Origin of the sequence: Phycicoccus duodecadis (assembly GCF_002846495.1) — a bacterium.
GTDB lineage: Bacteria > Actinomycetota > Actinomycetes > Actinomycetales > Dermatophilaceae > Phycicoccus > Phycicoccus duodecadis.
The window spans coordinates 1523733-1549674 of the sequence record NZ_PJNE01000001.1 but is presented as its reverse complement, the minus strand read 5'-3'; the positions used below and the strand labels follow the sequence as shown (position 1 = coordinate 1549674).

The 25942-nt window shown below is 69.3% G+C and carries 14 protein-coding genes, 1 tRNA gene and 1 pseudogene; 13 read left to right on the top strand and 3 right to left on the bottom strand.

Going from position 1 to position 25942, the window contains the following annotated elements:
* The first annotated feature begins 163 nt into the window (after positions 1 to 163).
* From ATL31_RS07110 to ATL31_RS07095, 4 genes are all read left to right on the top strand, one after another.
* Positions 164 to 592 (top strand): CBS domain-containing protein, encoded by a 429-nt coding sequence (locus ATL31_RS07110; protein WP_101395158.1) that lies wholly within the window; start codon positions 164 to 166, stop codon positions 590 to 592.
* A gap of 65 nt (positions 593 to 657) precedes the next feature.
* Entirely contained in the window at positions 658 to 2364 is a 1707-nt protein-coding gene (locus ATL31_RS07105) for a serine/threonine-protein kinase (RefSeq protein ID WP_101395157.1), read from the top strand.
* Positions 2361 to 3821 carry a threonine/serine exporter family protein gene (locus tag ATL31_RS07100; RefSeq protein WP_101395156.1) on the top strand — a complete coding sequence of 487 codons (1461 nt, stop codon included), beginning with the start codon at positions 2361 to 2363 and terminating at the stop codon, positions 3819 to 3821. Before ATL31_RS07105 ends, ATL31_RS07100 begins: the two co-directional genes overlap by 4 nt.
* A 58-nt stretch (positions 3822 to 3879) precedes the next feature.
* Positions 3880 to 4977, top strand: a complete 1098-nt coding sequence (locus tag ATL31_RS07095; protein WP_101395155.1) for an LCP family protein — start codon at positions 3880 to 3882, stop codon at positions 4975 to 4977.
* A gap of 12 nt (positions 4978 to 4989) precedes the next feature.
* Here the strand turns inward: ATL31_RS07095 and ATL31_RS07090 are convergent, their stop codons facing one another.
* Entirely contained in the window at positions 4990 to 6957 is a 1968-nt protein-coding gene (locus tag ATL31_RS07090) for a potassium transporter Kup (RefSeq protein ID WP_245862025.1), read from the bottom strand.
* Positions 6958 to 7070: 113 nt separating this feature from the next.
* Between ATL31_RS07090 and ATL31_RS07085 the strand changes: the two genes are divergently transcribed.
* The 3 genes from ATL31_RS07085 to ATL31_RS07070 all read left to right on the top strand — a co-directional run bounded on the left by ATL31_RS07085 (position 7071) and on the right by ATL31_RS07070 (position 10729).
* Positions 7071 to 7143: transfer RNA gene (locus tag ATL31_RS07085), tRNA-Thr, on the top strand.
* Positions 7144 to 7296: 153 nt separating this feature from the next.
* Positions 7297 to 8415, top strand: a complete 1119-nt coding sequence (locus ATL31_RS07080; RefSeq protein ID WP_101395153.1) for a tyrosine-type recombinase/integrase — start codon at positions 7297 to 7299, stop codon at positions 8413 to 8415.
* Positions 8416 to 9431: 1016 nt separating this feature from the next.
* A protein-coding gene (locus ATL31_RS07070) for an IS3 family transposase (protein ID WP_245862021.1) occupies positions 9432 to 10729 on the top strand; the annotation gives its coding sequence in 2 pieces (ribosomal slippage) (positions 9432 to 9711 and positions 9711 to 10729; 1299 coding nt in all).
* Between the two features lie 27 nt (positions 10730 to 10756).
* On the opposite strand, the gene ATL31_RS17075 is transcribed toward ATL31_RS07070, so the two are convergent.
* Entirely contained in the window at positions 10757 to 10885 is a 129-nt protein-coding gene (locus ATL31_RS17075) for a hypothetical protein (protein ID WP_281256259.1), read from the bottom strand.
* Between the two features lie 652 nt (positions 10886 to 11537).
* Between ATL31_RS17075 and ATL31_RS07065 the strand changes: the two genes are divergently transcribed.
* The 6 genes and pseudogenes from ATL31_RS07065 (at position 11538) to ATL31_RS17070 (ending at position 24886) form a co-directional block, all read left to right on the top strand.
* A complete protein-coding gene (locus ATL31_RS07065; protein WP_143598351.1) occupies positions 11538 to 17906 on the top strand; it encodes an RHS repeat-associated core domain-containing protein in 6369 nt (2122 codons plus the stop codon).
* Between the two features lie 831 nt (positions 17907 to 18737).
* On the top strand, positions 18738 to 19958 hold the full coding sequence (locus ATL31_RS07055; protein WP_101394420.1) for an IS256 family transposase: 1221 nt from the start codon (positions 18738 to 18740) through the stop codon (positions 19956 to 19958).
* A gap of 611 nt (positions 19959 to 20569) precedes the next feature.
* On the top strand, positions 20570 to 22066 hold the full coding sequence (locus ATL31_RS07050) for an alkaline phosphatase (RefSeq protein ID WP_101395149.1): 1497 nt from the start codon (positions 20570 to 20572) through the stop codon (positions 22064 to 22066).
* A gap of 65 nt (positions 22067 to 22131) precedes the next feature.
* The gene (locus ATL31_RS07045; RefSeq protein ID WP_101395148.1) at positions 22132 to 22674 is read left to right on the top strand and encodes a hypothetical protein; all 543 of its coding nucleotides are present in this window, start codon (positions 22132 to 22134) and stop codon (positions 22672 to 22674) included.
* Positions 22675 to 22860: 186 nt separating this feature from the next.
* A pseudogene (locus ATL31_RS07040) lies at positions 22861 to 24141 on the top strand (amino acid adenylation domain-containing protein); the annotation flags it as partial.
* Between the two features lie 610 nt (positions 24142 to 24751).
* On the top strand, positions 24752 to 24886 hold the full coding sequence (locus ATL31_RS17070; RefSeq protein ID WP_281256258.1) for a hypothetical protein: 135 nt from the start codon (positions 24752 to 24754) through the stop codon (positions 24884 to 24886).
* A gap of 51 nt (positions 24887 to 24937) precedes the next feature.
* Here ATL31_RS17070 and ATL31_RS07035 read toward each other — a convergent pair whose 3' ends face one another.
* Positions 24938 to 25300: a hypothetical protein gene (locus tag ATL31_RS07035; RefSeq protein ID WP_101395147.1), complete on the bottom strand. Its 363-nt coding sequence runs from the start codon at positions 25298 to 25300 to the stop codon at positions 24938 to 24940.
* Between the last annotated feature and the right edge of the window lie 642 nt (positions 25301 to 25942).

Sequence of the window (25942 nt, the reverse complement as noted above, 5' to 3'; positions counted from 1 at the left end):
GACGATCCGTTGTAAAGGGTGGAGCTCCCGTCTGCGTCGGTGCACACGGTCTTTCGAGGATAGCCCGCGCCGCGGGGTCGTGGGGAGGGGCGTCCGCCCGACGACCGGATCGCCGCGCCGCCCATCTCTGGCGCGTCGCGGCCGACCGCCCTACGGTGGGCGCATGAGGATCGCCGACGTCGTCAAGCGCAAGGGCGGGGCCGTCGTCACGGTGCGTCCCGACGCCACCGTGGCCGAGCTCCTCGCCCTCCTGTCCGAGCACCGCATCGGCGCCGTGGTCGTCAGCGACGACGGCACCAGCGTCCACGGGATCGTCAGCGAGCGCGACGTCGTGCGCCACCTGCACACCGACGGCGCCGCGCTGGTCGACGCCCCCGTCTCGTCGATCATGACCGCCGAGGTGCACACCTGTACTCCCGAGGACTCCCTCGAGGACATGGCCGGGATGATGACCGACCGCCGCATCCGCCACGTCCCCGTCCTGGTCGACGGGTCCCTGGGCGCGATCGTCAGCATCGGCGACATCGTGAAGTTCCGCATCGACACCCTGCAGGCCGAGCGCGACCAGCTGCGCGACTACATCCAGCAGTAGCCCGGCCGTCGCCGGGGCGCCGCCGCCTCCAGCCCCCGCCCAGGCCGACCCCCTACCGTGGAGGCATGACCGCCGACGCCCACGCCGACGGCCCCGGGCCGGAGGTGACCGACGAGCGGCGCGCGCACGCGCGGCTCGGGCAGTACCGGCTGGTCCAGCGCCTCGGCGAGGGCGGGATGGGCGTGGTGCACCTGGCGCTCGACCGGCAGGGCCGGGCCTACGCGCTCAAGCTGCTGCGCCAGCACGTGGCCGACGACCCCGACGCCCGTGCGCGCCTCGCTCGCGAGGTCGACACCCTGAGCCGCATCCGCAGCCCCCGGGTGGCGCCCGTGGTGGACGCCGACGTCGACGGCCCCACCCCGTACGTCGTCACCCGCTTCGTCGACGGCCCCTCGCTCGACGAGCGGGTCGACGAGCGTGGCCCGCTCTCGCCCGCGGAGCTGCACCGGGTGGCCGAGGGGCTGGCCGAGGCGCTCGACGCCATCCACTCGGCGGGCGTCGTGCACCGCGACGTCAAACCCGGCAACGTCCTGCTCGTCGACGGCGACCCCGTGCTCATCGACTTCGGCATCGCGCACCTGGTCGACGACATCCGGCTCACCAGTGCCGGGCTCGTGATGGGGACGCCGGGCTACCTCGCGCCCGAGGTGGTGCACGGTGACGACGTCACGCCGGCCACCGACTGGTGGGGGTGGGCGGCCACCACCGCGTTCGCGGCCAGCGGCACGCCACCCTTCGGCCGGGGCGGGATGAGCGCGGTGCTGGCCCGGGTGGCGGCCGGCGAGCCTGACCTGGTGGCCGTCGACCCGCGCATCGAGCCCCTCCTGTATGCCGCCCTTTCGCCCCACCCCGGGGAGCGCCCGCACCACGACGAGGTCGTCCGCGCGCTGGAGTCGTACGCGCACGGGGCCCCGGCCACCGCCGCCATCGAGGTGCGCCGCAGCCGCCCGTCGACCGAGGTCCTCGGTGCCCGCACGGCGCAGCTGCCCACCCAGCCGCCACCGCCGGTGAACCCGCCGGTCGACACCACGCCGCCCGGGTACGGCCTGCCCGCGCCGGCCCCGCCGAGGGTGGCCCTGCCCCCCGTCCAGCAGCGGCCGGCGCTGCCGCCCGCTGCCTGGCGCGACGACGACGAGGACGACGCCCTCGAGGTCCGCGCCGACCCCCGCATCGGGATGCCGACCCGCTCCGGCACCCTGCTGGCCCTGCTCGGGCTGCTCGCCGGCCTCGCGGTGGCCGCGCCCCTGGCGGCGCTGCTGGTGCTGGCCGGCTGGATCGTCCTGGCCCGCACCGCCGACCGTTCGGTGACGTCACTCGTGGTGCGCCGGCACGCCCGGGGCGAGCGCGGCAGCGATGTCGCGCTGGCCGTCGTCACCACGCCGTGGCACGTGCTGGTCGGCGCGCTCGGAGCGGTCGTCACGCTCCTGGTCCCGCTGCTGGTCGGGGTGTGCGCGATGTTCGCCACCGCCCTGGTGGTCGAGACCGTGCAGTCCCGGTCGGTCCCGGCCGACAGCCCGGTGCCGCTGCTGGTGGCGGCCGTCTTCACGGCCCTCACGGCCTGGTGGGGGCCCGGTGGCGCGAGCCTGCGCCGCGGCTCGCGCAGCCTGGTGCGCGGGATGACCGGTCACCCGAACGTGCGCCAGGCCATCGTGGTCGGGGCCCTGCTGGCGGGCGCGGTCCTGGTCGCCGTCGCCGTCAGCCGCGGCGCCCCCGTGTGGTGGCCGCTCGGGCAGGCGCCCGGCTGGGTCGACTCGGTGGTGCCGGCGATATGAGCGACCCCCGCCAGCGCCGCCCCCGCATCCTGAGGGGCGACTACCCGACCGAGCCGATGCCGATGGCCGACCTGCTGCGGCGCACGCCCTACCGGCACGCCCGCATCCCTGGCCGGGCCGGTGAGGACCAGGCGGTCCGCGACGGCCTCGAGCTGGCGGTCAAGGTCGGCGAGCTGATGCTGCGCTGCGGGGCCGGCGCGCCCCAGGTCGAGGGCAGCATCGCGGCGGTGGCCGCGGCGGCCGGTGTCGACCGCATCGAGCTCGACATCACCCTGCAGTCCATCCTGGTGCAGGCCACCAGCAGCGACGGCAGCCCGCACACCCTGCTGAAGGTCGTGCGGCACAGCCGGCACGACTACGCCCGGCTCGTGGCCGTGCACCGGCTGGTGCAGTCCCTGGTGGCCGGCGAGGTCATGCCGCCCGAGGCCCGCGAGCGGCTGCGCTCGATCGAGCGGCACGCGCGCAACTTCCCGGCGTGGGCGGTCTCGGTGGCCAACGCCTTCCTCGCGGCGGCCGTCGCCGTCATCATCGGTGCCGGTGTGAGCGCGGCCCTCGTCACGGTGGTGGTCGTGCTGGCCGTCGCCGGCATCGCGCGCACCCACCAGCGGATCGGCCTGCCGGAGTTCTACGGCAACGCCATCAACGCGATGGCCGCCACGCTGCTGGCCGGGGGCGCGTTCTCCCTGGGTGCGCTCGGGGTCATCCCTCTGGGCGAGAGGGACTTCGCGTTCGTCGTCGCCGGCGGCATCGTGGCGATGCTGCCCGGGCGCACCATGGCGGCGGCGATCGAGGACGTCATCTTCGGCTACCCGCTCACCGGGGCCGGCCGGCTGCTGGCGGTGCTGCTGTCGCTCACCGGGCTGATCATCGGGATCGCGGCCGGGCTGGGGATGCTGCTGACCCTCATCACGTCCACCGGCGCGCCGTTCGTGTCGCCCGCGGTCCTCGACCTGCGGGTCACGCAGGCGCCCATCGTGCCGGCCGTCCTCGGAGCGCTGGTCGTGGGGCTGGCCGCGGCGGTCACCGTGCAGAGCCGGCGCCGGCTGGTCGTGCCCACGGGGGCGCTGACCGTGGTCGGGGTGGTCCTGGTGGCGCTGCTGACCCGCGTCTTCGACGTCGGCCCGGTCACGGCCACCGGGCTCGGGGCGGTGGCGGTGGGCGTCCTCGGGCGCCTGGTGGCCCAGCGGATGGACGCGCCGTCGATGGTCCTCGTGGTGCCGGCCAGCTTCGGCCTGCTCCCCGGTCTGACGATCTTCCGCGGGCTGTACCAGATGGTCGCGCCGGGCTCGGACCAGGGGCTGCTCTCGCTTCAGTCCGGCATCACCACGCTGCTCGGGGCGGGTGCGGCACTGCTCGCCATCGCCACCGCCACCGTGCTGGGCGAGTTCCTGGCGGCGCCCTGGGACCGCCGGATGCGCGGTGCGCCGCAGCGGCGCGTCGAGTCCGACACGGCCTGACCTGCGGCTTCGGCCGCCTGCTCGCCCCCACTCCGGCGGGGCGTTTACCCTCTCGGCCATGCGCACCCGTGCCCCGCTGGCCCTCGTCGTCGTCCTCGCGCTCGCGGCCGGGTGCTCCGGTGGCGGCGGCCCGACCGCGCCGACCGCGGCCGGGTCGTCGTCGGCCGCCCCGACCTCGGCGAGCCCGACGCCCACGCCCACCCCCGCGGTGGTCGTCGCGGGCGCCGACGCGGCCCTCACCGCGGCCGTCGCGAAGGTCTACGCGGGCCGGACGGGGGTCCAGGCCACCGCCACCCTCGGCACCTGGATGAAGGAGAAGGTCGCGGTCGTCACCTCGGGCGAGGACGTGACCCTGGCCGTCGGCCCCCGGTGGCGCGTGGTGGGGGGCTGGTGGCCCTCGCTCGGCAAGGGCACCGACCTCGGCCGCTTCCCGCGGTTCATGCTGGTCATGGGCTCGGACGCGCGGGGCGGCAGCCTCAAGGGCAGCCGCACCGACTCGCTGCAGATCATCGGGCTCGACGGCCGGGGTGGCGCCGGCATCGTGGGCATCCCCCGCGACCTGTACGTGCCGTTGTCGACCGGGGGCACCTCGAAGATCAACGCGGCCTTCGCGTACGGGGGCGGCCCGGCCGAGGCCCGGACCATCGAGAACCTCAGTGGCATCGACCTCCAGGGCTACGTCGTCACGGGGTTCGACGGGTTCGGGAGCATCGTCAACGAGTCCGGCGGGCTGTCACTGGTCGTCGAGAAGGCCTTCACGTTCCTGAACCTGCTGAAGGTCAAGCAGGGCCGTCAGGTCGCCGACGGCGGGACCGCCCTGGCGTACGCCCGTGAGCGGCATGCGTTCCCGAACGGCGACTTCGACCGCTCGCGCCACCAGCAGGAGATCCTCATCGCCGGCGGGGTGGCCGCCCGGCTGGCGGGGCCCGCGGGGCTGCCGAAGGAGATGAGCATCGTCAGCAAGTACGCGCAGACCGACGTCGACGCCGAGACGGCCCTGACCTTCCTCGCGGCCTTCTACCGGATCGACCCGGCCAAGGTGCAGCACACCGTCGTGCCCGGGGCCATCGGCACCAGCGGCGACGGCCAGTCCATCGTGAAGGTCACCCCCACCACGCGGGCGGTCTTCACGGCCTTCAAGGACGCCCGCCTCTGACCCCGGGGGCGGTCAGAACCGGACCTGGGCGCCCATCACGACCACGCGGTCGATGGGGAGGCGGAAGTACTCGACCGGGGATGCGGCATTGCGGGCCAGGCCGAGGAAGACCCGCTTGCGCCAGCGGCTCATCCCCGGCCGGTCGCTCGAGTGCAGGGTGATCCGCGAGACGAAGTAGGTGGCGCCGTCGACGTCGATGTCGTGGCCCTGCGCGGCGGCCAGGCGCAGGCCGGCGGGTACGTCGACGTCGTCCTGGAAGCCGAAGCGCAGCGTGAGGTGCGCGATGGCGTCATAGGGGTCGCCGAGGTGGTCGACGACCACGCGCTCCTCGTCGGGCACGTGCGGGTGGTTCTCGGAGGTGGTCGAGACGATCCAGACGTTCTCGTGGATGACGTGGTTGAAGCGCGCGTTCTCGCGGAACGCCAGCGGCGTCGTGCGGTTGTCCGGGTGCAGGAAGACCGCCGTGCCCTCGACCCGCGACACGGGGTCGGTGTGCAGCCAGTCGATGAACGGGCCGATGGGCCCTTCGAGCTTGCGACGACGCTCGGTGACGAGGTCGCGCCCGGTCGACCAGGTGAGCATCAGGGTGCAGACCGTGCCGGCGACGAGCAACGGCAACCAGCCGCCGGTCGCGACCTTGGTGAGGTTCGCCGCGAAGAACACGGCCTCGAGCAGGTAGATCGGCACCGCGAAGGCCACCATCCGACGGGTCGACCAGGCCCACCGGGTGCGGGCCAGGAAGAGGAACAGGGTCGTGGTGATGAGGAAGGTGCCGGTGACGGCCAGCCCGTAGGCGGTGGCCAGGCGCTCGGACGAGCGGAACGCCACGAGCAGCACGATCACGCCCGCGAACAGCAGCCAGTTCACCGCCGGCGCGTAGATCTGGCCGCCCTCGCTCTGCGAGGTCTGCCGGATGGTCAGGCGAGGGATGAAGCCGAGCCGCTCGCCCTGGCGCGACATCGAGAAGGCCCCCGAGATGACGGCCTGCGAGGCGATGACGGTGGCCAGCGTGGCCAGGACGACCAGCGGGACCTGGGCCCAGCCCGGCGCGAGGAGGAAGAACGGGCTCGCGGACGTGCCCGGGTCGCGCAGGATCTCGGCGGCCTGGCCGAGGTAGTTGAGCGTGAGGGCCGGGAAGGCCAGGGCGAACCAGGCGACCCGGATGGCGCGCGTGCCGAAGTGCCCCATGTCGGCGTAGAGGGCCTCGGCGCCGGTGATGACCAGGACGACCGCCCCCATCGCCACGAACGCGACGAGCGGGTGCCGGAGCACGAAGAGCACGGCGTAGTGCGGTGAGAGGCCCAGCAGCACGGCCGGGTCGCGCAGCACCGGGCCGATGCCGAGGGCGGCCAGCACGGCGAACCACAGCACCATCACGGGCCCGAAGGCGCGACCGACGACCTCGGTCCCGAAGCGCTGCACCACGAACAGGGCCGTGATGACGGCGGCCCCGACCGGGACGACGAGGTGGGCGACGGCGGGCGTGCTGACCTCGAGGCCCTCGATGGCCGAGAGCACCGAGATGGCCGGGGTGATCAGGCTGTCCCCGTAGAACAGCGAGGCTCCGAGGACGCCGAGGAGCATCGCCAGCCGCCAGCGCCGCCCCCCCGGGCGCAGCCCCTGCCGGGCCAGGTGCGCCAGGGCCAGGACGCCGCCCTCGCCGTCGTTGTCGGCCCGCAGGATGAACAGCACGTACTTGACCGAGACGACGAGGGTCAGGCTCCAGACGATGAGGGAGATGACGCCGTAGACGTCGTCGGCGGTGGGGCGCACGACGCCGTCGTCGATCGCGAAGACCGTCTTCATCGCGTAGAGGGGGCTGGTGCCGATGTCGCCGAAGACGACGCCGATCGCGCCCAGGACGAGGGTGGGCAGGCCGGCCCGGTGGACGGGGGTCCCGGGGACCGGCGGCGTGGCGGCGTCGGGCGCCGGGGGAGTGGCGGCGTCGGCGTCGGTCTCGGCGGGAGGCTCAGCGTGCACGGCTCGATCCTGCTCCATGGCGGAGCCGATGACGGGGTCGGGCGCTGAGCCGTCTCACAGACGGCGTCCCGAGGGGCGGCCAGTAGAGTGTGGGGCCGCCGGGGGACCGGCGGGCTGGCGTGGCGCAACCGGTAGCGCACCTGTCTTGTAAACAGGCGGTTGGGGGTTCGAGTCCCCCCGCCAGCTCCCACATAAGTGCTTGTCCTATGGCCCCTGACCTGCGAGTATGAGGCGCATCGCGGTGCGATAGGCGGGGACGGGAGTGGACTCAACTGGACGCGTTTTGCCAGAGATGTGGCACGTATGTGGCACGACCCATGCACGTAGTGGGGGCTGACGATGGCCGCGGCTAGGGGCCGACGCGGCTTTGGCCGGGTCAGAAAACTGCCCTCCGGTAGGTACCAGGCGAGCTTCGTCGCACCTGACCTTCGACGTCTCAACGCCCCGACGACATTCACGACCAAGGCGGACGCCGAGGGGTGGCTGGCCCTTGAGCGTCAGCGCGTTGCGGGCGGTGACTGGCAGCGACCGAAGCCGTCGAGAAGAGAACCACCCACGACCTTTGGCAGCTACGCGTCGACCTGGGTGTCCACGCGGGAGCTCAAACCGAAGACTCGGGAAGGCTATGAACACCTGCTGAAGCGCTACCTCGACCCGGCCCTCGGGACCAGGGTCATGGCCGAGATCAATACTGCCGACGTGCGGGCCTGGTGGAACCAGATGGACCCCAGCAAGCCGACAGGGCGTGCGCGCTCCTATGCCCTACTGAAAGCCGTTCTGAACACCGCGGTCGCAGACGAGCTCATCGCTGCCAACCCGTGCCGGATCCGCGGTGCCTCCAACACAACGCGTGCGCGTGAGATCCGTCCGGCGTCGACGGCTGAGATTGACCTCATAGCCGGCGCGATGCCTAGCCACTTTCGCGCGCTCGTACTCCTCGGCGCATGGTGCGCCCTGCGGGTCGGCGAGCTTCTCGAGCTGCGTCGTCGCGACGTCAACCTGCAGGACCGAACCGTACGGATTGAGCGAGCGGTGTCGCAGGTTCATGGCCGGCCCGTCGTCGGAACTCCGAAGTCCGCCGCCGGAACCCGCACGGTGTCAATCCCCCCGCACGTTGTGCCTTTCGTGACGGCTCATCTCGACACCTACGTTGGGCGCGAAAGGAACTCGTTGCTGTTCCCCGGCGCCGACGGAGTGTCGAACCTTCAGCCCTCAACGCTCTACCGTTCTTGGGCTGCCGCACGGGCCGCTGCGGGGCGGCCTGACTTACGCCTTCACGACCTGCGGCACACCGGAGCGACGATGGCCGCAAGGGCCGGAGCCACACTTGCGGAGTTGCAGCAGCGACTGGGGCACAGCAGTGTGAACGCCGCGCTGCGGTATCAGCACGCTGCGCAGGGAAGGGACCGTCAGATTGCGGATGCCTTGTCGGAGATGGCTGCTCGCGCGACGGAGTGAGGGACGAGGTGTGCGGGACGGTTCCCCACGCCAGGACGCAAATGGATTGGCGTGAAACGCACGCGCGCGGTAAGTGGTCTGCACGCGCGCAGGCTCGAATCTGCCTCAGTCGCAGGTGGGTACGCGCACCATCAAGCGGTCTACGTCATCGGGGTCTAGACGGATGACCCGTGGGCCCGCCCGGTACGCAGCGAGCTCACCAACGGCAATACGGCGGCGAAGCGTCTTGATGCTGAGCCCGGTGCGGGTGGCAGCATCAGAGAGGGTTTCGTAGTGGCGGCGGGTTGTCTGAGTCATCGCGACCTCCTGTGTCCACCAACGCAGATCGGCGTTCGTTCGTGGTCACTCCGAAGGCTGTCAGGCTTCATGCTGGCGCGAACCTCGAGCCGCACCATCGCTCGAGCGCCGTTATCCACAGGTCTTCGCTCGACTTCCCATGGAGCGCATCCCGTGTCATGGTGATGCACCTAACGGTGCTATGTCGCGTCATGCGGCTGGCAGGGGATCGTGAGGCTGACCGCCAATCGTGGTCGGTGCGCATTTGAAGTTGACCGGAGGGAGGTCAATGACGATGGAGCGCACATTCCTTGGCGTCCTGATGGCTGCACTGTTGCTGACAGGCACTGCAGCCTGCGACGTTCAGTCGCCAGTGGTCCCGCCGACGGCGACGAGCAGTCAGCCTAAAACGGGCTCAGCCTCTCCCACCGAAGTCACCGCGACGCCAACACCTTCCGTCACGCCGACCGACGATGCGGGCCGAGCTGTTGCGGCAGTGGTGGATTACTGGAAGGCCATCGACTCTGCGGCAATGGATCCGTCGGTCAACCTTGAGACCCTGGCGTCGGTATCTCGCGGCCAGGCGTTGGCTCAGTGGCAAACGACTATCGCGGGTAACCGAGCGAAGAAGCTCACGCAGGTTGGGCGGTCTGAGGTACTGGACCGCAGAGTCCTTCAGCACGACAAGCTGAATCGCCCCGGGTCTGGTGGAGGCTCTCAATCCATGGAGGATGAGAGTTATGGCAGCACCGAAGAAGTACGGCGACGAGCTGCGTGAGCGCGCGACTCGGATGGCGGTGGAGTTGAGGCAGGACCCGGCGACGAGGTCGGGCGCGATCGGGCGAGTGGCCGGCCAGCTCGGGATGCACCCCGAGACGTTGCGCAACTGGGTCCGGCAGGCTGAGGTCGACGGTGGCACCCGGGCGGGCACGACGACGAGCGACGCGCAGCGGTTGGCCGAGCTGGAGCGGGAGAACCGTGAGCTGCGGCGCGCGAACCACATCTTGAGGACGGCGTCGGCTTTCTTCGCGGCGGAGCTCGACCGCCCCACCACCAGGTAGTGGCCTACATCGACGCCCATCGCCACGACGTGGTCGATGAGCGCGAGGTCGGGGTCGAGCCGATCATCGAGGTCCTGCGCACAGCGGACGTCGAGATCGCCCCGAGCGGCTACTACGCCTCCAAGACCCGCCCCCCGTCGGCGCGGAGCATCCGGGACGCTGAGCTGGTCGCCGAGATCAGGGCGGCCCACGCGGCGAACCTGGGGGTGTACGGCGCCCGGAAGGTCCACGCCGTGCTCAACCGGCAGGGCGTTCGGGTCGCCCGGTGCACCGTGGAGCGGCTGATGCGCGCCCAGGGGCTGCGTGGGATCGCGCGGGAGAAGACCCGCAAGACCACCACCATCGCGGAGGGCGCCGAAACGCCGCGTCCGGAGGACCTGGTGAAGCGGGAGTTCGTCGCGACCGGCCCGAACCAGCTGTGGGTGGCCGACCTGACCTACGTGCGCACCCACGCCGGCTGGACCTACGTCGCGTTCGTCCTGGACGTCTTCTCCCGGATGATCGTGGGCTGGCAGGTCTCGACCTCGATGCGCACCGACCTCGCCCTGGACGCCCTCGACATGGGCCTTTGGGCCCGGCAGCGGACCAGCCAGGACGTCACCGGCCTGGTCCATCACAGCGACCGCGGAGTCCAGTATCGAGCGATTCGCTACACCGAGCGGCTCGCCGAAGCCGAGGCCGTCGCATCCGTTGGCAGCAAGGGCGATTCGTACGACAACGCGATGGCCGAGGCTCTCAACTCGCTGTTCAAGGCCGAGTGCATCCGCAACCCGGCCATGCGCCCCAAGGGCGGCTGGAAGTGCGTGCGCGACGTCGAGATCGCCGTCGCCGAGTACGCCGACTGGTTCAACCACCGACGCCTCCACGGCGAGATCGGCCTCATCCCGCCAGCCGAGCTCGAGGCCAACTACTGGGCCAGCATCACGCCCGAGCACTACCCTGAAACACCCCTCCCAGCAGGGGCCGGTTCCAACTAACCGAGCCTCCACGAAACCCGGGGCGATTCAGAGCGTGGCGATGCCGGCCTGCATGCAGGCGGTGTCGGGTGCGGCCTGGGCCGGGGTGGCGAGAAGGACGCTGCCGGCCGCAGCGGCGACGAACGCGGCGGCGGTGATGCGGGTACGGGTGCTCATGGGACTGCCTCCTGCAAGGATTGGGGCCGAGTGGCCCTGGTTGTGCCCAACACGCTAGGTCGGCCGCCTACGACTGTCGATACTATGTATAACGTGGATGCGGCCATCGCACGCCGACGAGTTACGGCATGAGCGGACGTTCGCGCAGTGCATCATGACCACATGCGAAGCCGCGACATTGCCTCGTCGGGTGGTGGCCGCTGTCGGTCGCGGGCCCGCGGACTGGGTAGTCGTCTCGATCTTCATGTTTGGCTTCGGCGCGCTGCTACTTTCCGCTGGCGTTGTCGACTCCCTCGATGGGGTGCGTAACGCGGCCCTGGGAGTCAGCGGCACTGTTCTCAAGCCTCAAGCCTCAAGCGGGATTCATGTGGCACGCAGGCGGCACACCCGTTGCCATCCCTGGCCGTCCAGCCGTCTGAGGAGCGACTGCCGCCACTACTCAATCGGGTGAGCCGAATGGGTCTGGCGCCAAAAGCCGGACGGGGTCCGCGTGGTCGCTGGTAGGGCGATGGCGTGGGCGCCTCCTTGTGCGTGCGGCTGCACCACGTGGCCCCCACGGCTCAGCCACGTGGGACCGCTGGACTAATCTCGCGGTTCTCCTTGTGGGGATGCCCAGCGGACTGCCATGCTCCGGCGCATGCATCGTGGCGGGGTGGGCGTTGGACTGGTCTTGGCAGTGGTGGTTGGGGTCGGGGTGGTGCCAGTTTCTGAACCTGCCTTGGCCGCTCCCACCTCGCGCGCGGGGGTAGCTGCCGACCAGCCGGTGCTCCCGGGAGTGGTGGACGTGCGTAAGCGGCCGGCGCAGCGGGAGATGCCGCAGCACAAGGTCAAGCCGGTCTCGTGGCCCAGCCGTGGTCGTGGGCGGGTGGCGCTGCCGGTCACGATTGGCGCTCGCGCGAATTTGCCGGGCACTGTTGTTTCAGTCGGACGGGCCAAGGGCAAGGGCCGATCGCTGCTGGGCTCCGGTTCAGGTGCTGGCGTTGTCGGCGCGGCCTTCATGGGAGAGCCGACTGCCGGTGAGGTGACGGTGTCCGTCGAGGGCAACGACATCGCGGAGGCCGTCGGCGGACACGGGGTGGCGTTTGAGGTGACCCCAGCTGACCCGTCGGCGCCGGTGGCCGCCGTTGGGGTATCGGTTGACATCTCTGGCTTCGCTCAGGCGTTTGGCGGCGGTTTCGCGTCCCGCCTTGTCGTTGCAAAGGTGCAGGACTGCGCGTGGGACGCCGCCGTGGCGGGTAGCCCCGTTCCCGACGGATGCGTTGGCGTAGAGCCCGTGGCGACCACCTATGACCCCACCTCGGGGATGGTCTCGGCGGAAGTGTCGACTGGGGCAGAGGCGGGCTCCGCGGGGACGGCACCGCCGTCGGGTGTGGTGGCTTCCGTGAGGACGGGGGGCTGGGCCGCTCCGGCGTTCCTGGGGGCTCGTCTGCCCACTGCGACTTCAGGTGGGGGTGCGGCGTACACCTTGGCCTCGACGAGCTCAGGGCCGGAGGGGAATTACTCGGCGACGTCGTTGTCGATCGCGAGCACGTGGTCGGTGGGTCAGCAGACGGGGGACTTTAACTATTCCTACCCTTTGCCGGCCGTCGCCTCGGTCGGGGGCGATGCTCCGTCGTTTGGGTTGGGTTATTCGTCTGCGTCGGTGGACGGGATGACCACGGGTGACAACGCGCAGGTCGGCGAGTTCGGGTTGGGTTGGTCGTTGGGGAACGCGTTCGTGGAGCGGCAGTACAAGAGCTGCGCGACGGACGGTGGTTCCACTCCAGACCTGTGCTGGCCGGACGCCGGCGAGTCTCTGCGGCTCTCACTGGGTGGGCAGTCGGCTCGGCTGGTGCGTGACCCAGCAGCGACGCCGGTCAACTCTGGGGCCCTGGTGTACCGGTTGCAGGACGACCCGGGCTGGAAGGTCGAGAAGCTGTCCGGGGGGACGGTCAATAACGGGGATAACGACCGCGAGCGGTTCGCCGTCTACACACCGGACGGGACCACGTACTGGTTCGGGCAGAACGCGGCGTCGGATGCCACGTGGACGGTGCCGGTCTTCGGTGAGGCATCCGGCGAGCCATGTCACCAGTCCACGTTCGCGACGTCCTGGTGCCAGCAGGGGTGGAGGTGGAACTTGGATATCGTGGTGGACCGCAACGGCAACTACACGCGGTACTACTACGGCGCCGAGACCAACCACTACCGCCTGAACGGCGCTAGTGACGAGCTCTATGTCCGGGGCGGGTACCTCTCCTATGTGGACTACTCGATGGCCTCGCCGTCGTCGCAGCCGCAGGCCCGCGTGCAGTTCATCTACCGGCTGCGCTGCACCGCGGAGGCCGACGGCAGCCTGTCCACGGCGGACCGCGGGTGCCCAGCGGTCACCACCGCCGCCGCTACCCAGTACCCGGACACCCCTGCCGACCTTTACTGTTTCTCGTCCTGCGCGGAGAAGGCACCGACGTTCTTCTCTCTGGTGCTCATCCGAGAGGCCCGAGCGTTGCGCTGGAACGGCAGCGCCTTCGCCATCGTCGACAGCACCGCGTTCGCCTACACGTTCCCAACGACGAACGACGGCACATCGCCGATGCTGTGGCTGTATCGAATTCAGCGCACGGGCACCCAAGGGACGGTTAACGCCTCAACACCAATGGTGTCGTTCACCGGGGTGGCGCTGGATAACCGGGTGGACTGGAGCTCGACTGTTCCGAAGCTGAAGAAGTACCGGGTCGACGACATCGTCGACGAGTTAGGAGGCGAAACCCTCGTCACCTACGGGCACGGCGGTGGCGGAGCGTGCCCGTCACCGACCCCGACCAGCGGGTGGGACAGCAACACCGCCGAGTGCTTCCCCCGCTACTGGACCCCGGAGTCCGGGCCGGCAGGGTTCGGGATCTTCCACAAGTACGTGGCCACACAGGTCGTTCGCCCCAACCCGTACGCAGGCTTCCGCTCCGCCAAGCAGACCTTCACGTACAGCTACATCGGGGACGCCGCATGGCACCATGACGACGACCCGATCGCGCCGAACTCGACCCAGTCTTGGGGAGACTGGCGGGGGTATCGCACCGTGCAGGTCCGCGAATTGTCGGACCCAACCTGGACAGGTGGCCCGGCGACCAACCTGTCACTCAGCACGAACACGTACTACTTGGGCATGCACCTGGACGAGAAGGTCGGCGGTGTCAAGAGCGTCTCCTTCACCGACTCAAGCGGGACGACCCTTACGGATTGGGCATATGCAGAAGGGCTGCTACGCGAGGAGGTCAGCACCTTCGTCAGCGCGGCAGGAAGCAACGGGGGTGAAGCGTCTGGCGTCATCCACGGGTACGCCGCAGCGCGCGTCGTACAAGCAGGCTCGAGCGCCGACACCACGCGCGATGCCTACCGCATGTATGAGGCAGCCACCGATGCGCGTCAGAGCATCATTGACGGCGGCGGCGCGGTCTCCACCCGGACGTTGTACACGCGCGTCGTGCAGGACCAGTACGGGCGGGAGACCCAGCGCGAGACCAGCGGACGGTTGCTCCCCACCAGTGGGACCTTCGCCCAGTGCGCGAAGTCCACCTATACCCAGGACTTCCCGACCCTGGTGGCCAATCGGACCGAGTACCCGGCGTCGGTGAGTCAGTACTGGGATGCCTGCGCCACCGCCAACGCGCCCCTGCGAAGGCGCACCGAGACCTACTACGACGGGTCCAGCACCCTCGGGGCTGCCGTTGGTGCCGGCAACGTCACCATGACAAAGCGCAGCCTCACCGGGTCATCCCAGTCCACGACCCAGGCCGCCTACGACACCTACGGCCGGGTGACCAGCGCCACCGACGCCCGCAACAACGTCACAAGCACCGTCTACAACCCGACCCTCGGCATCCCGAGCTCGGTGACGGTCACTAACGCAGCGAATCAGAGCAGCGTTACGACCCTCGAACCGGAACGCATGCTGCCCAAGACGGTCACGGACGCGAACCAGAACACGACCACCACGAGCTACGACGGCCTCGGCCGGCTGGCCGCGGTCTGGCTCCCCGGCCAGGCCACCACCGGGCCCGCCAGCACCACCTTCGCCTACACCCTGGACGCCGACCGGAACCTCCCGCCGCGCGTCGCGACCTCTCAGCTGCAGCCGAACTCGACCTACCTGACCTCCTACGCCTACTTCGACCAGCACGGACAACCCCGTCAGACCCAGAGCCCGACTGTCGCTAACGGCGTGGCCGCCGTGCTCCTGGTCAACACCGAACGCAACGACCGCGCCCAGGTCATGACCACCACGACCCCCTTCGTTCGGTCCGGAACGATCGGTGGCGGAATGTTCGGAGTCGACCCGACCAGCGTCAATCTCACACGAACCAAGTACGACTCCCTGGGCCGGCCCACCAGCAGCAGCTATGAGGCTGCGGGCGCACTCAAGTGGTCGACCACGACCGCGTACTTCGGCGACCGGACACGCACAACCCCGCCCGCCGGCGGCGTCGTGCACACCGACACGAACGACCTCCTCGGGCGTGTGACCACCCGGGAAGAGGGCACTGGTGGCGTCGTCATCCAAACCGAAAATACCTACGACCTCTCTGGCCGCCTCACCCAGATCAAAGACCCGGCAAACCACGTCAGCACGTACCAGTACGACCTTGCCGACCGGCTGACGTCGAGCACCGACCCCGACGCCGGCACGACCACCAACACGTATGACGACAACAACAATCTGACCCAAAGCGTTCGCGGCGCCGTGACCCTCTCGACGGCCTACGACGCCCTCAACCGTCCCACCAGCATATGGAACGGCCCCGTGAGCACCGGCACCAAGCTCACCGAAACCTCTTACGACACCGCCACAGGCGGCAAGGGCTACCCCGCCGTCGTCACCACCTACCAGGGAGGAGCCGCCTACACCACTGCGGTCGCCGCCTACAGCAACCGCGGCGCGCCCACCGGCATGACGTGGACCTTCCCGGCACTCGGCGGCAAGACCACCCCCACCACCATCAGCACCAGTCAGACCTACGAGCCAACCACCGGACGACCCGTAACGACAGCCCTGCCAGCGCTGGGCACCCTCGCCGCCGAGACGCTGACAACCGGCTACGACGCGCTCGGTGCGCCCAACAGTCTCACCACGTCCCTCGGCGGGATCACCACCCTCGTCCAAACGACGCTCAACCCCAACCGCACCCTCGCCAGTCGCATCCTCGGCACCGGCACCAACGCGGTGACTCGCAGCTACGGATGGGATGCAGCCACCGAGCGTCTGGCCACGGTTTCCACCAGCGTCGCGACCACCGGCGGCGCCACGGCGGCGCAGAACGACACCTACCTATGGAACCCCGCCGGGAACCTCACTAGCGTCACCGACACCCTCCCCGCCACAGACGTACGAACGTGCCACGACTACGACGGCTACAACCGGCTAACCCACTCCTGGACAACCACAGCCACCACCTGCGACACCAGCGACACCTCTACCGCCGCCGGACCCGCCGGGTACAACACCTCATGGACCTACACCACCGACGGCAACATCAACTCTGTCCGCCGGGGCACGACGACTAGCCAGTACACCTATGACACCGCCCACCCGCATGCCGCCGCCACCGCGAACGGCTCAACCTACGTTTACAACCCCCGGGGCGAGATGACCTCGCGCGGCCCGAGCGGCAGCGCAACCGCCCTAACGTGGGACGCCCTCTCCCACTTGGCGAGTGTCACTCCGAACGCCGGTGCATCTACGTCATTTGTCCACGCTTCCAACGGCGCCCGCCTCACGCGCACCACCCCCGACGGCACCGTCACCCTCTACGCCGGAGGCGACGAACTCGACATCAGGGACGGCGCCACCACGGCGGCTCGCCGCACGTATGGCCTGGCGGGCACCACCGTCGCCGTTCGCACACAAGCCGGCCTCACGTGGCAGGTCAATGACCGGCAAGGCAGCGTCGACCTCCAGATCAACGCCGCCACTGGAGCTGTTGGGCGCGCCTACACCGACCCCTTCGGTGAGCCACGCGCCGGCAGCGCGACCCTCGCCACGGACAAGGGCTGGCTTGGCAAGACCCGCGACGCAACGACCGGCCTGACCGAACTCGGGGCCCGCTACTACGACACGGCCCTCGCTCGCTTCCTCAGCACGGATCCCCTGAACGATCAGTCCACAAGTCAAACTGGCAATCCGTATACCTACTCGAGCAACAACCCCGTCAACTACGCTGACCCGACCGGCCTGTCGCAAGACGCAGGCACCGGTGAATACGGAAAAACGTCGGTGAAGAAGGTTAACGGGGTACCTACAACTGGCCTTCCGGCTTCCACGCCGAGCACCAACCAGAAGCCGCCGAAACCCCCAGCGCCGAAACCCGCACCGTCCCCAGCGGACGAGTTCTCGGACGGGTTGAGCGCCGGAGCAAAGGCCCCGGTACAGGACATTGCCAAAATTATTTCCGACCCTAGCGGTTTTGGCAGTAATCTTGCTGATGCATTGTCACGTAATCCATGGGGTACTATCGGTGAAATTGCTAAATCGCTGCTGGCCTCGGCAAACTTTACGGACGACCTCTTTGAGATCGCTCAGGCACTTCGCGCAAGCAACTACTATTTGGCGGGCACTCTCGTTGGGGAGATGCTCGTTAATGGAGCGATTGATGCGGCTATGGCTGTTATTTCGCTGGGTGTTGGAACTGCCGTCGTTGCTGGAATCCGTGGTGGCGTTAGGGCAGCTGTTGCAAGCATGCGAACACTCAGTCGCGTCGCAAGGACGGCGCCTGAGGCCAACGCCACCGTGAGGGACTTGCTCAAGGTCGCACCGGGCAATGGAAAGGAAGCGACCAAGGCTGCATCAGCCGCGAGCCGGACCGACCAGGAGCTGCTCGACTCCGTCTTCACGCCGAGGGATGGCGAGCACATGGCTACCTACCCTGACGGCAGGACCCTGGCGCAGGGGAACCATCGTCGCTACGAACTTTTGAATCGAGCCGTCGATCCAAGCTCAGAGATCCAGTGGGACACGCCAATCTTTATCCGTGGTTGGGGAACGCGATGAGGGTGCGTTGGCGGTCGGTGAGGGTCTGGCCGCGCGTCAAGCACAACGGGTCTGCGGTTCCTGGTGAGGTCAAGCGTTTCTCGGTGCTTGAGTTGGACCAACTGACTCAGGCTGCGGCAGCGTCGGGTTGGAGCGCGACCGGGCGTCCTACGTGGCTCGCGCACAACGCCAATGACGTTGAGTGCGTCTATATGACGGCATTCGCAGTGGAGGCGCGCGAGGTGCTTCGCTGCATGGTGACGCCGCTACGATGCGACGGGACAATGGGTGTCTTCACCTTGGATGTCGCGCTGCGTGACTTCGAGCAATTGCCGACTGTTTCACGCAGAGAGTCTGTGGAACTGCTTCACCTGCTTCTGGCCAGCTGTCCCGTCATTCCGTTGGATCCGGACCAGAGGGATAGGGCACAGTGACTCCGCGGCGCGGAGCCGATAGTAGACGGGGACTCGGCGCCCTCGCTGCGGTTCTTGCTTTTTCTTAAAACGGCAGTCCGCGCAAGACTGTGGCCCATTGCAGAGGAGGCGACGCGGTACAGAGGGAGCGCGTCCACAATGGCGGGATTTCCTGCTGAACTCGCGTCGGGGTTCCACGCCCCCGTACACCCCCCTAAATTCTGGTCCATTTGGTGTGTGAGGGGACTGCTGAAGGTTCGGTTGACACCAGTTCTGTGGGGCCCGGGAGGCCTCGCTGGAAGGATGTCGACATGCCTGCAGACAGCGCCCCGTGGAGTGGTGGGGTTTGGGGTGACGGCGCGGCGTCCTGAATAGAAGGGGGCCACCGGCGAGATTCTCGATGTGTACCGCCAAGCACGCATCGAAGGAGACCTCACCGATGGCCTTGTCCCAGTCTGCCGTGTCCGAGCTGTTCGAGGTGTTCCGCACCGGCGAGGGCACCGATTTCATCCGTGAATGCGTCCGGGTGGCGATGCAGGAGCTGATCGAGACCGAGGCGGCGGCCGCGGTCGGCGCCGGCCGCTACGAACGGTCCGAGACCCGCACCACCGAACGCAACGGGTCCCGGCCGCGGCTGTTGACCACCCATGCCGGGGACGTCCAGCTGGCGATCCCCAAGCTGCGCGCGGGCTCGTTCTTCCCGAGCATCCTGGAGCCACGCCGGCGGATCGACCAGGCGTTGTACGCGGTGGTCATGGAGGCCTACGTCCACGGCGTCTCCACCCGCTCCGTGGACGACCTCGTGGTCGCTCTCGGTGGGTCGGGGATCTCCAAGAGCGAGGTGTCCCGCATCTGTGCCGGGCTGGATGAGACGGTCGGGGCGTTCCGCACCCGCCGCCTGGACCATGTCGAGTTCCCGTACGTGTACCTCGACGCGACGTACCTGCACGTGCGCACCGAGCAGGCCATGGTCACCTCCAAGGCCGTCGTCGTGGCCACCGGCGTCACCAGCCAGGGCCGGCGGGAGATCCTGGGCCTGGACGTCGGCGACAGCGAGGACGAGGTCTTCTGGCGGGCGTTCCTGACCGGGTTGAAGAAGCGCGGCCTGACCGGGGTCAAGCTCGTGATCTCCGACCAGCACGCCGGCCTGACCGCGGCCATCTCCCGTGCCCTGCAGGGCAGCTCACACCAACGGTGCCGGGTCCACTTCATCCGCAACGTCCTGGCCCACGTGGCCAAGGGCGAGTCCGAGATGGTCGCCGCGGTCTTCCGCACGATCTTCGCCCAACCCAGCCTCGCACCGATGAGCAAGCAGTGGGACAAGGTCCGCGACGAGCTCGCCGCCCGCTACCCCAAGATCGGCCCCTTGATGGACGACGCCAAAGCCGAGGTCCTCGCCTTCGCCGCGTTCCCCCGTGAGCACTGGCGCAAGATCTGGTCTACCAACCCCCTGGAGCGGCTGAACAAGGAGATCAAGCGCCGCTCCCGGGTCGTGGGGATCTTCCCCAACGAAGCCGCCGTCATCCGCCTCATCGGAGCCGTCCTGGCCGACACCCACGACGAATGGGCCACCGACGAACGCCGCTACCTCTCCGAAGAATCCATGGCCAAGATCGGCACCACCGAGCATGATGACCCTGTCGCCCTCACCGAGGGTTGACCGGTCGGCATCGAGATGACCTCAAAGCCCACCACTCCACGGGACTCTTTCCGGCCTGAAACACCACACCGGAAGTGACAACCAAATCGTCAGCAGTCCCGATGTCGATGCGGCCAAGCCTTGACCTCAGGAATACGTGATGACGTTGTCCGGGGGCGTCCGATAGGAAGCGCCGTATTTGCTTCGGCTTGTCGGCTCAGCCAGTCGTCGGACGGCGATCGACCGCACGGTGAAGGTGCGGCGCCTGAGTGTGAGTCAGGAGTGGGTGAGCGCCGACTCCGTTGCGGCATGCGGGCGGCACGAGGCGGCCCAAAGCCACTCCATTGAACCTGTTTCCGCAGGTCGACTGGGGTGTCTGGCCGGCGCAAAGATGTCTTGTGAACAGGGGGTTGGGGGTTCGAGTCCCCCCGCCAGCTCCCATGCTGCCGCACCTCGCTCCCGCCCGTGGGCGGCGAAGATCGGCGCGCCGACCCGTCGGCGGCTCGACGCGCTGACGTCCGGGGGAGAACGTTCACCCGAGCGTCACTCAGGGGCCACGGGCGGATGGGCCGATCGTCCTTAACGTGGCCGGTGGCGCCGCTCCGTGCGCTACCTGAGCACGAAGGAACGCCATGCGCATCGGAACCAAGACCACCGGCGCGGCCCTGGCCGCTGTGGCCGTCGTCGCCGGAGCCGCGACGGCGGTGGCGACGCCCACGCCGTCCGCGGAGGCCTCGAACCAGGGCCGGGTCAAGAACGTCATCTACCTGCTGGGCGACGGGATGGGCCGGACCCACGTGGACGCCGCCCGCCTGCGGTATGCGGGAGCGAACGGTCGGCTGGCCATGGAGACCATGCCGGTCGTCGGCCAGAACGCCACCTACTCGGTCGAGAAGAACTCCGGCCAGCCGGGCGAGCCCGACTTCAGGCCCAACTACGTCACCGACTCCGCCTCGGCGGCGACCGCCTGGGCGAGTGGTGTCAAGACGTACAACGCGGCGCTCGGCGTGGACGCCAAGGGCACGGTCGCCCCGACCGTCATGGAGCTCGCGAAGAACGCCGGGTACGCCACCGGGAACGTCTCCACGGCCGAGATCACCGACGCGACGCCGGCGGGCCAGATGAGCCACGCCCTCGCTCGCGGGTGCCAGGGCCCGACCTACAGCGCCGCGGCGTGCCAGGACCTCGTGATCACCGGCTCGGCCCTGCCGACCTCTGACGTGCGGGTGACGCCCATCGCCGACCAGATCGCTCGCAACGGGACCGCCGACGTCATCCTCGGGGGTGGCCTCTCGCGCTTCGACGCCGCCGACGAGCAGGCCCTGACGTCGCAGGGCTACGCGGTCCTGGGGTCGCCCGCGACCCAGACGGTCGCGACGCGTGCCGACCTCCAGGGCGCCTCCGGCCAGAAGGTCTTCGGCCTCTTCAACAAGGGCAACCTCACGATCGAGAAGTACAAGCGGGAGAACCCGGCCAGCGCGCAGGCCGCCGAGCCGTCGCTGCCCGAGATGGCCACCAAGGCGATCGACCTGCTCAAGGACCGCAGCGCCAAGGGCAACGGCTTCTACCTCCAGGTCGAGGGCGCGCTGATCGACAAGCGCTCGCACGCCAACGACGCCGCCCAGACCCTCGAGGAGACCAAGGCCTTCGACGACGCCGTGAAGGTCGCCCTCGACTTCGCGAAGAAGGACGGGCACACCCTGGTCATCGTCACCGCCGACCACGAGTGCGCCGGCTTCAACATCATCGAGAAGGGCACCTTCACCAACGCCGAGGCCGCCGCCCCGCCCACCAACAACGACAGCGGCAACCCGGCGAACAACTCGACCACGCTGCGCACGACGGGCAACGTCAAGGACCCGGCCCGCTCCGCGGGCCCGATCAACGGCTCGGGTGCCGGGAACGTCAAGAACTTCGCCCCCGCCACGTTCCGGACCGCCGACGACCCGGCCGGGGTCCAGGACGGCTCTCCCGAGGCGAGCCTGTGGCTCACGTACCTCTCGGGCAACCACACCGGGGCGGACGTGCCGATCTTCGGCTACGGACCCTCGTCCGAGAAGGTCTCCGGCGAGATCGACAACACCGACCTGTTCGACATCGTCGGCGGCGCCCTTGGCGTCGTCCGCTGACGACCGAGCCGCGGGGTGGGGGTGGGGGCGGACGCCCTCGCCCCCACCTCGCATCGGGAGACCTCATGACCCGCTGGAAGCCCGCCGCCCTCGTCCTCGCCCTCGTCGTCCTGTTCGGCGCCGGCTGGGTCGTGGCGACGACGACCCACGGCGAGGGGGCGTCGGCGGCCCCGGTCGCGCCGAGGACCGCCCGCACCGCGCTCCCCGGCCTCGTGCCCGCCGCGAGCGCCGACCCGGGCCTGATCTCCCTCGCGAGCCTGCACCCCGCCCCGGGCACGGTGGCCCGGGCCCCCGGGCCGTTCGACGACCGGTTCCGCCTCGACGGCGCCCGCCTCGACGGGCGGTCGGTGCGGGGCACCGTGACGGTGACGAGCGACGTGAGCGACCTGCTCGAGCTGGAGGTCGTCGCCGGCTTCTACGACGCCGAGGGTCGGCTCCTGGGCACCGGACGGTTCGTGGAGCACCACGAGGAGGGTGCCGGTGACGAGCCGCATGCCGCCGGCGGCCGACCGTCGGAGGCCCGGGCCGTCAGCATCCCCGTCCCGGCCGACCTGCAGGGCCGCGAAGTGAGCGCGGCCCTCGGCGTGACGGTCCTGGTCAACGAATGAGGGCGACGGACCGGACGCCGGACTGATCCCCTGACGGCGTCGCGCCGGTGCGCCGGTGGCCGGTGGCCGGTGCGTCGACAGGGGACCGACGGTCCGTGCCGGTCGTCGAGGATCCTCCGCGCCGGCCGGCGACACCGGCTGTTCACCTGCCTACGACACGATGGCGCCGTGGAGGCTCCGGCGCCCGTGGGCGACCCCCTGCTGAGGTCGCACCTCGCGGCCGAGCCCCGGACCCTGGTCGACGTCCTGCGCGCGACCGTGCACGCCCATCCCGACGCCCGGGCGATCGACAACGGGCGTGAGGTCCTCACCTACGAGGAGGCGCTCGAGGCCGCCGACGCGGTGGCGCGAGGCCTGAAGGAGCAGGGGATCGGGCGGGGCGACACGGTGGGGATCCGCATCCCGTCGGGGACGACCGACCTGTACGTGGCGGTGCTCGGGGTCCTGTGCGCAGGCGCCGCGTACGTGCCGGTGGACCATGACGACCCGGAGGAGCGCGCTCGGGTGGTGTTCCGGGAGGCCGGGGTGGCGGCTGTGCTCACGGCGGACCTGGTCATCCGGGCCGCCGCGGCCGACGTCGACCCGGCGCCGGCCGAGGACCCGGGGCTCGACGACGACGCGTGGGTCATCTTCACGTCGGGTTCGACCGGGACCCCGAAGGGCGTGGCGGTCTCCCACCGCAGCGCGGCGGCCTTCGTCGATGCTGAGGCGCGGATGTTCTTCCAGGAGAGTCCGATCAGACCGGGAGACCGCGTCATGGCGGGGCTGTCGGTGGCGTTCGACGCCAGCTGCGAGGAGATGTGGCTCGCGTGGCGCCACGGGGCGTGCCTGGTGCCCGCGCCCCGGTCGCTGGTGCGCTCCGGGATGGACCTGGGGCCGTGGTTGCTGGCGAACGGGATCACGGTCGTCTCGACGGTCCCCACCCTGGTGGCCCTGTGGCCGACCGAGGCCCTCGACGCCGTCCGGCTCCTGATCCTCGGGGGCGAGGCGTGCCCTCCCGAGATCGGCGCCCGGCTGGCCACCGCGGAGCGCGAGGTGTGGAACACCTACGGCCCCACGGAAGCCACCGTGGTCGCATGCGGCGCACGCCTGACCGGGGAGCCTCCCGTGCGCATCGGGCTGCCCCTGAACGGCTGGGACCTCGCGGTCGTCGGCCCTGACGGGCGGCGAGTCCCGCCCGGGGATCCGGGCGAGCTCATCATCGGCGGGGTCGGGCTGGCCCGCTACCTCGACCCCGATAAGGACGCGGCGGTGTACGCGCCCATGCCGGCTCTCGGCTGGGACCGCGCCTATCGCAGCGGCGACGTCGTCCGCTTCGACGGCGTGGGTCTGCTGTTCCAGGGGCGCGCCGACGACCAGGTCAAGGTGGGCGGCCGGCGGATCGAGCTGGGGGAGATCGACAGTGCCCTGCTCTCGCTGCCCGGCGGTTCCGGCGCGGACGGGCTCGTGGCGAACTACGCCCGAGGATTCGTGGGCAGCGACATCGAGTTCGTCCGGGACCTGCCCCTGAGACGGCTCGACATCCTCGATCGGGGGATCACCGACCTGACGCCGGTGCACAATCTCGGGTCGACCCTCGAAGAGCTCCATGTGGACGTCGCCCCCGGGCTCTACATTGACCTGACCCTCCTCCCGCGACTTCGCGTCCTGTCGTGCTCATGGGATCAGGTCAAGGACACGATCGACTGCACAGACCGGCTCGAAGACCTGTACCTCAGCCCGTACCGCGAACCTGACCTGCTTGCGCTGAAACACCTGACCTCACTGCGGTCACTGCGGATGAAGCCACCCTTGGGCGTGCGCTCCCTTGACGGCGTCGAGACGATGCCGTGGCTGGCCCACCTCGGCATGTACCGGGCTCCCCTCGAGGACACCACCGCCCTTGCTCGGCTGTCCTCACCGGTCCTCACCGGTCCTCAACAGGTTGGACCTTCGGTCGTGCCTGCCGCTGACTTCCCTGTCGGACGTCGGAGGCCTGGCCGGACTCCGCGGCCTCGACGTCAGCGAGAGCGGCGCGATCGCGAGCCTGGCTCCGATCGCCGGCCTCACCCAGATTGAACGGCTTTACCTCTACGGCTTGACCACCATCGACGACGGAGACCTAACCCCTCTCCTGACGATGCCGCGCCTGCATGACCTGCGCATGGTGAACCGGCGCCACTACGCGCCGTCGGTCACCCAGGTGCGAGCGCAGCTAGGCATCGAACAATGACGCACCCGCACGTCACCTAGAACCGCGTTAACAGCGGCATGAGCGGGCGTTTCAGCTAAGCCAATCCAGCGCCATCTGCGCTCCGGCGTCGCCTTGGTCGGCAAGGGCGGCCAGCGTGATGCGCACAGGGGGATTGAGTGCCACTGCGGCACGCAACTCGTCGTTCATGTAGTCGCCCACCTGATCACTCGCGGTCGCATAGGAGGACGTGAAGCGTCCGACGGCGCGCGGCGTCGGGTTCGCCAGGAGCGAAGCCACCGCACGCCGGATAACCGCGAGGTTCTCGTCGTCGAGCAGTGCGGCGACAGCGGCATCGGCCTCATCGCCGTCGACCAGCACCAGCGCTTCGGCAGCGGCAGCGCGTTCTTCCCATGAGTCGCTGCGTGCGGACAGCAGTGCTGCGTCCCGGTGCATGCGCGGATCCTAGATGGGGCTGGAAGGAGCGTGCCGCAAATCGTCACGATCGACGGACGCGCTGTTCGCGGCAGATCCGGGTGTTGGGTTAGCGCCGCTCCATCCATCGGGCCAACTCAGCCACGATGTCCTCCTTGGTCTTCACGTAGACGCCTGGCGGGCCATGGTGGATCAGATGTGGGGTTGCCGGGTCGTAGGACATAGAGAATCCGTGCAGAGTTTGCACACCGTCCTCCACGTGCCCGAGGCCGCGGTTCCACCCGGCTCCGTCGCCTTCAACCCAAGGAATCGTCCATTCGTGCACCTGCTCACGGGTCAGAGTGCCACGCACAAGCGCGACCCACTTGGCCTCAACCTCGGCCACGCTTGGCCAAGGCTTGTCCGATGTCATGCACTCACCTTCTCAGCGGTGCACTCACTCAAGCGTTGAAGCCGGCCAACTCCTTGAGCGTTCGCTCGTCGGCATGAGCGATGATCAGACAGCCGTCTCCGTGAACCGCGGCAGGCCTCCGGTGGAGGACGCACTAGAGCTCCGGCTTGAGATGAGTCAGGAGTGGACTCAGCCCGACATCGATGTGGCACGTGGGCGGCACGAGAGGCTTGAAGCGAGCACTGGCGCGAGCGTCTTCGCAGGTCAGGGGC

Bases quoted from the DNA above. Each gene is read 5' to 3' on its own strand.
- ATL31_RS07110 (WP_101395158.1), top strand. From the start codon at position 164: ATGAGGATCGCCGACGTCGTCAAGCGCAAGGGCGGGGCCGTCGTCACG.
- ATL31_RS07105 (WP_101395157.1), top strand. From the start codon at position 658: ATGACCGCCGACGCCCACGCCGACGGCCCCGGGCCGGAGGTGACCGAC.
- ATL31_RS07100 (WP_101395156.1), top strand. From the start codon at position 2,361: ATGAGCGACCCCCGCCAGCGCCGCCCCCGCATCCTGAGGGGCGACTAC.
- ATL31_RS07095 (WP_101395155.1), top strand. From the start codon at position 3,880: ATGCGCACCCGTGCCCCGCTGGCCCTCGTCGTCGTCCTCGCGCTCGCG.
- ATL31_RS07080 (WP_101395153.1), top strand. From the start codon at position 7,297: ATGGCCGCGGCTAGGGGCCGACGCGGCTTTGGCCGGGTCAGAAAACTG.
- ATL31_RS17075 (WP_281256259.1), bottom strand. From the start codon at position 10,885: ATGAGCACCCGTACCCGCATCACCGCCGCCGCGTTCGTCGCCGCTGCG.
- ATL31_RS07055 (WP_101394420.1), top strand. From the start codon at position 18,738: ATGGCCTTGTCCCAGTCTGCCGTGTCCGAGCTGTTCGAGGTGTTCCGC.
- ATL31_RS07050 (WP_101395149.1), top strand. From the start codon at position 20,570: ATGCGCATCGGAACCAAGACCACCGGCGCGGCCCTGGCCGCTGTGGCC.
- ATL31_RS07045 (WP_101395148.1), top strand. From the start codon at position 22,132: ATGACCCGCTGGAAGCCCGCCGCCCTCGTCCTCGCCCTCGTCGTCCTG.
- ATL31_RS07035 (WP_101395147.1), bottom strand. From the start codon at position 25,300: ATGCACCGGGACGCAGCACTGCTGTCCGCACGCAGCGACTCATGGGAA.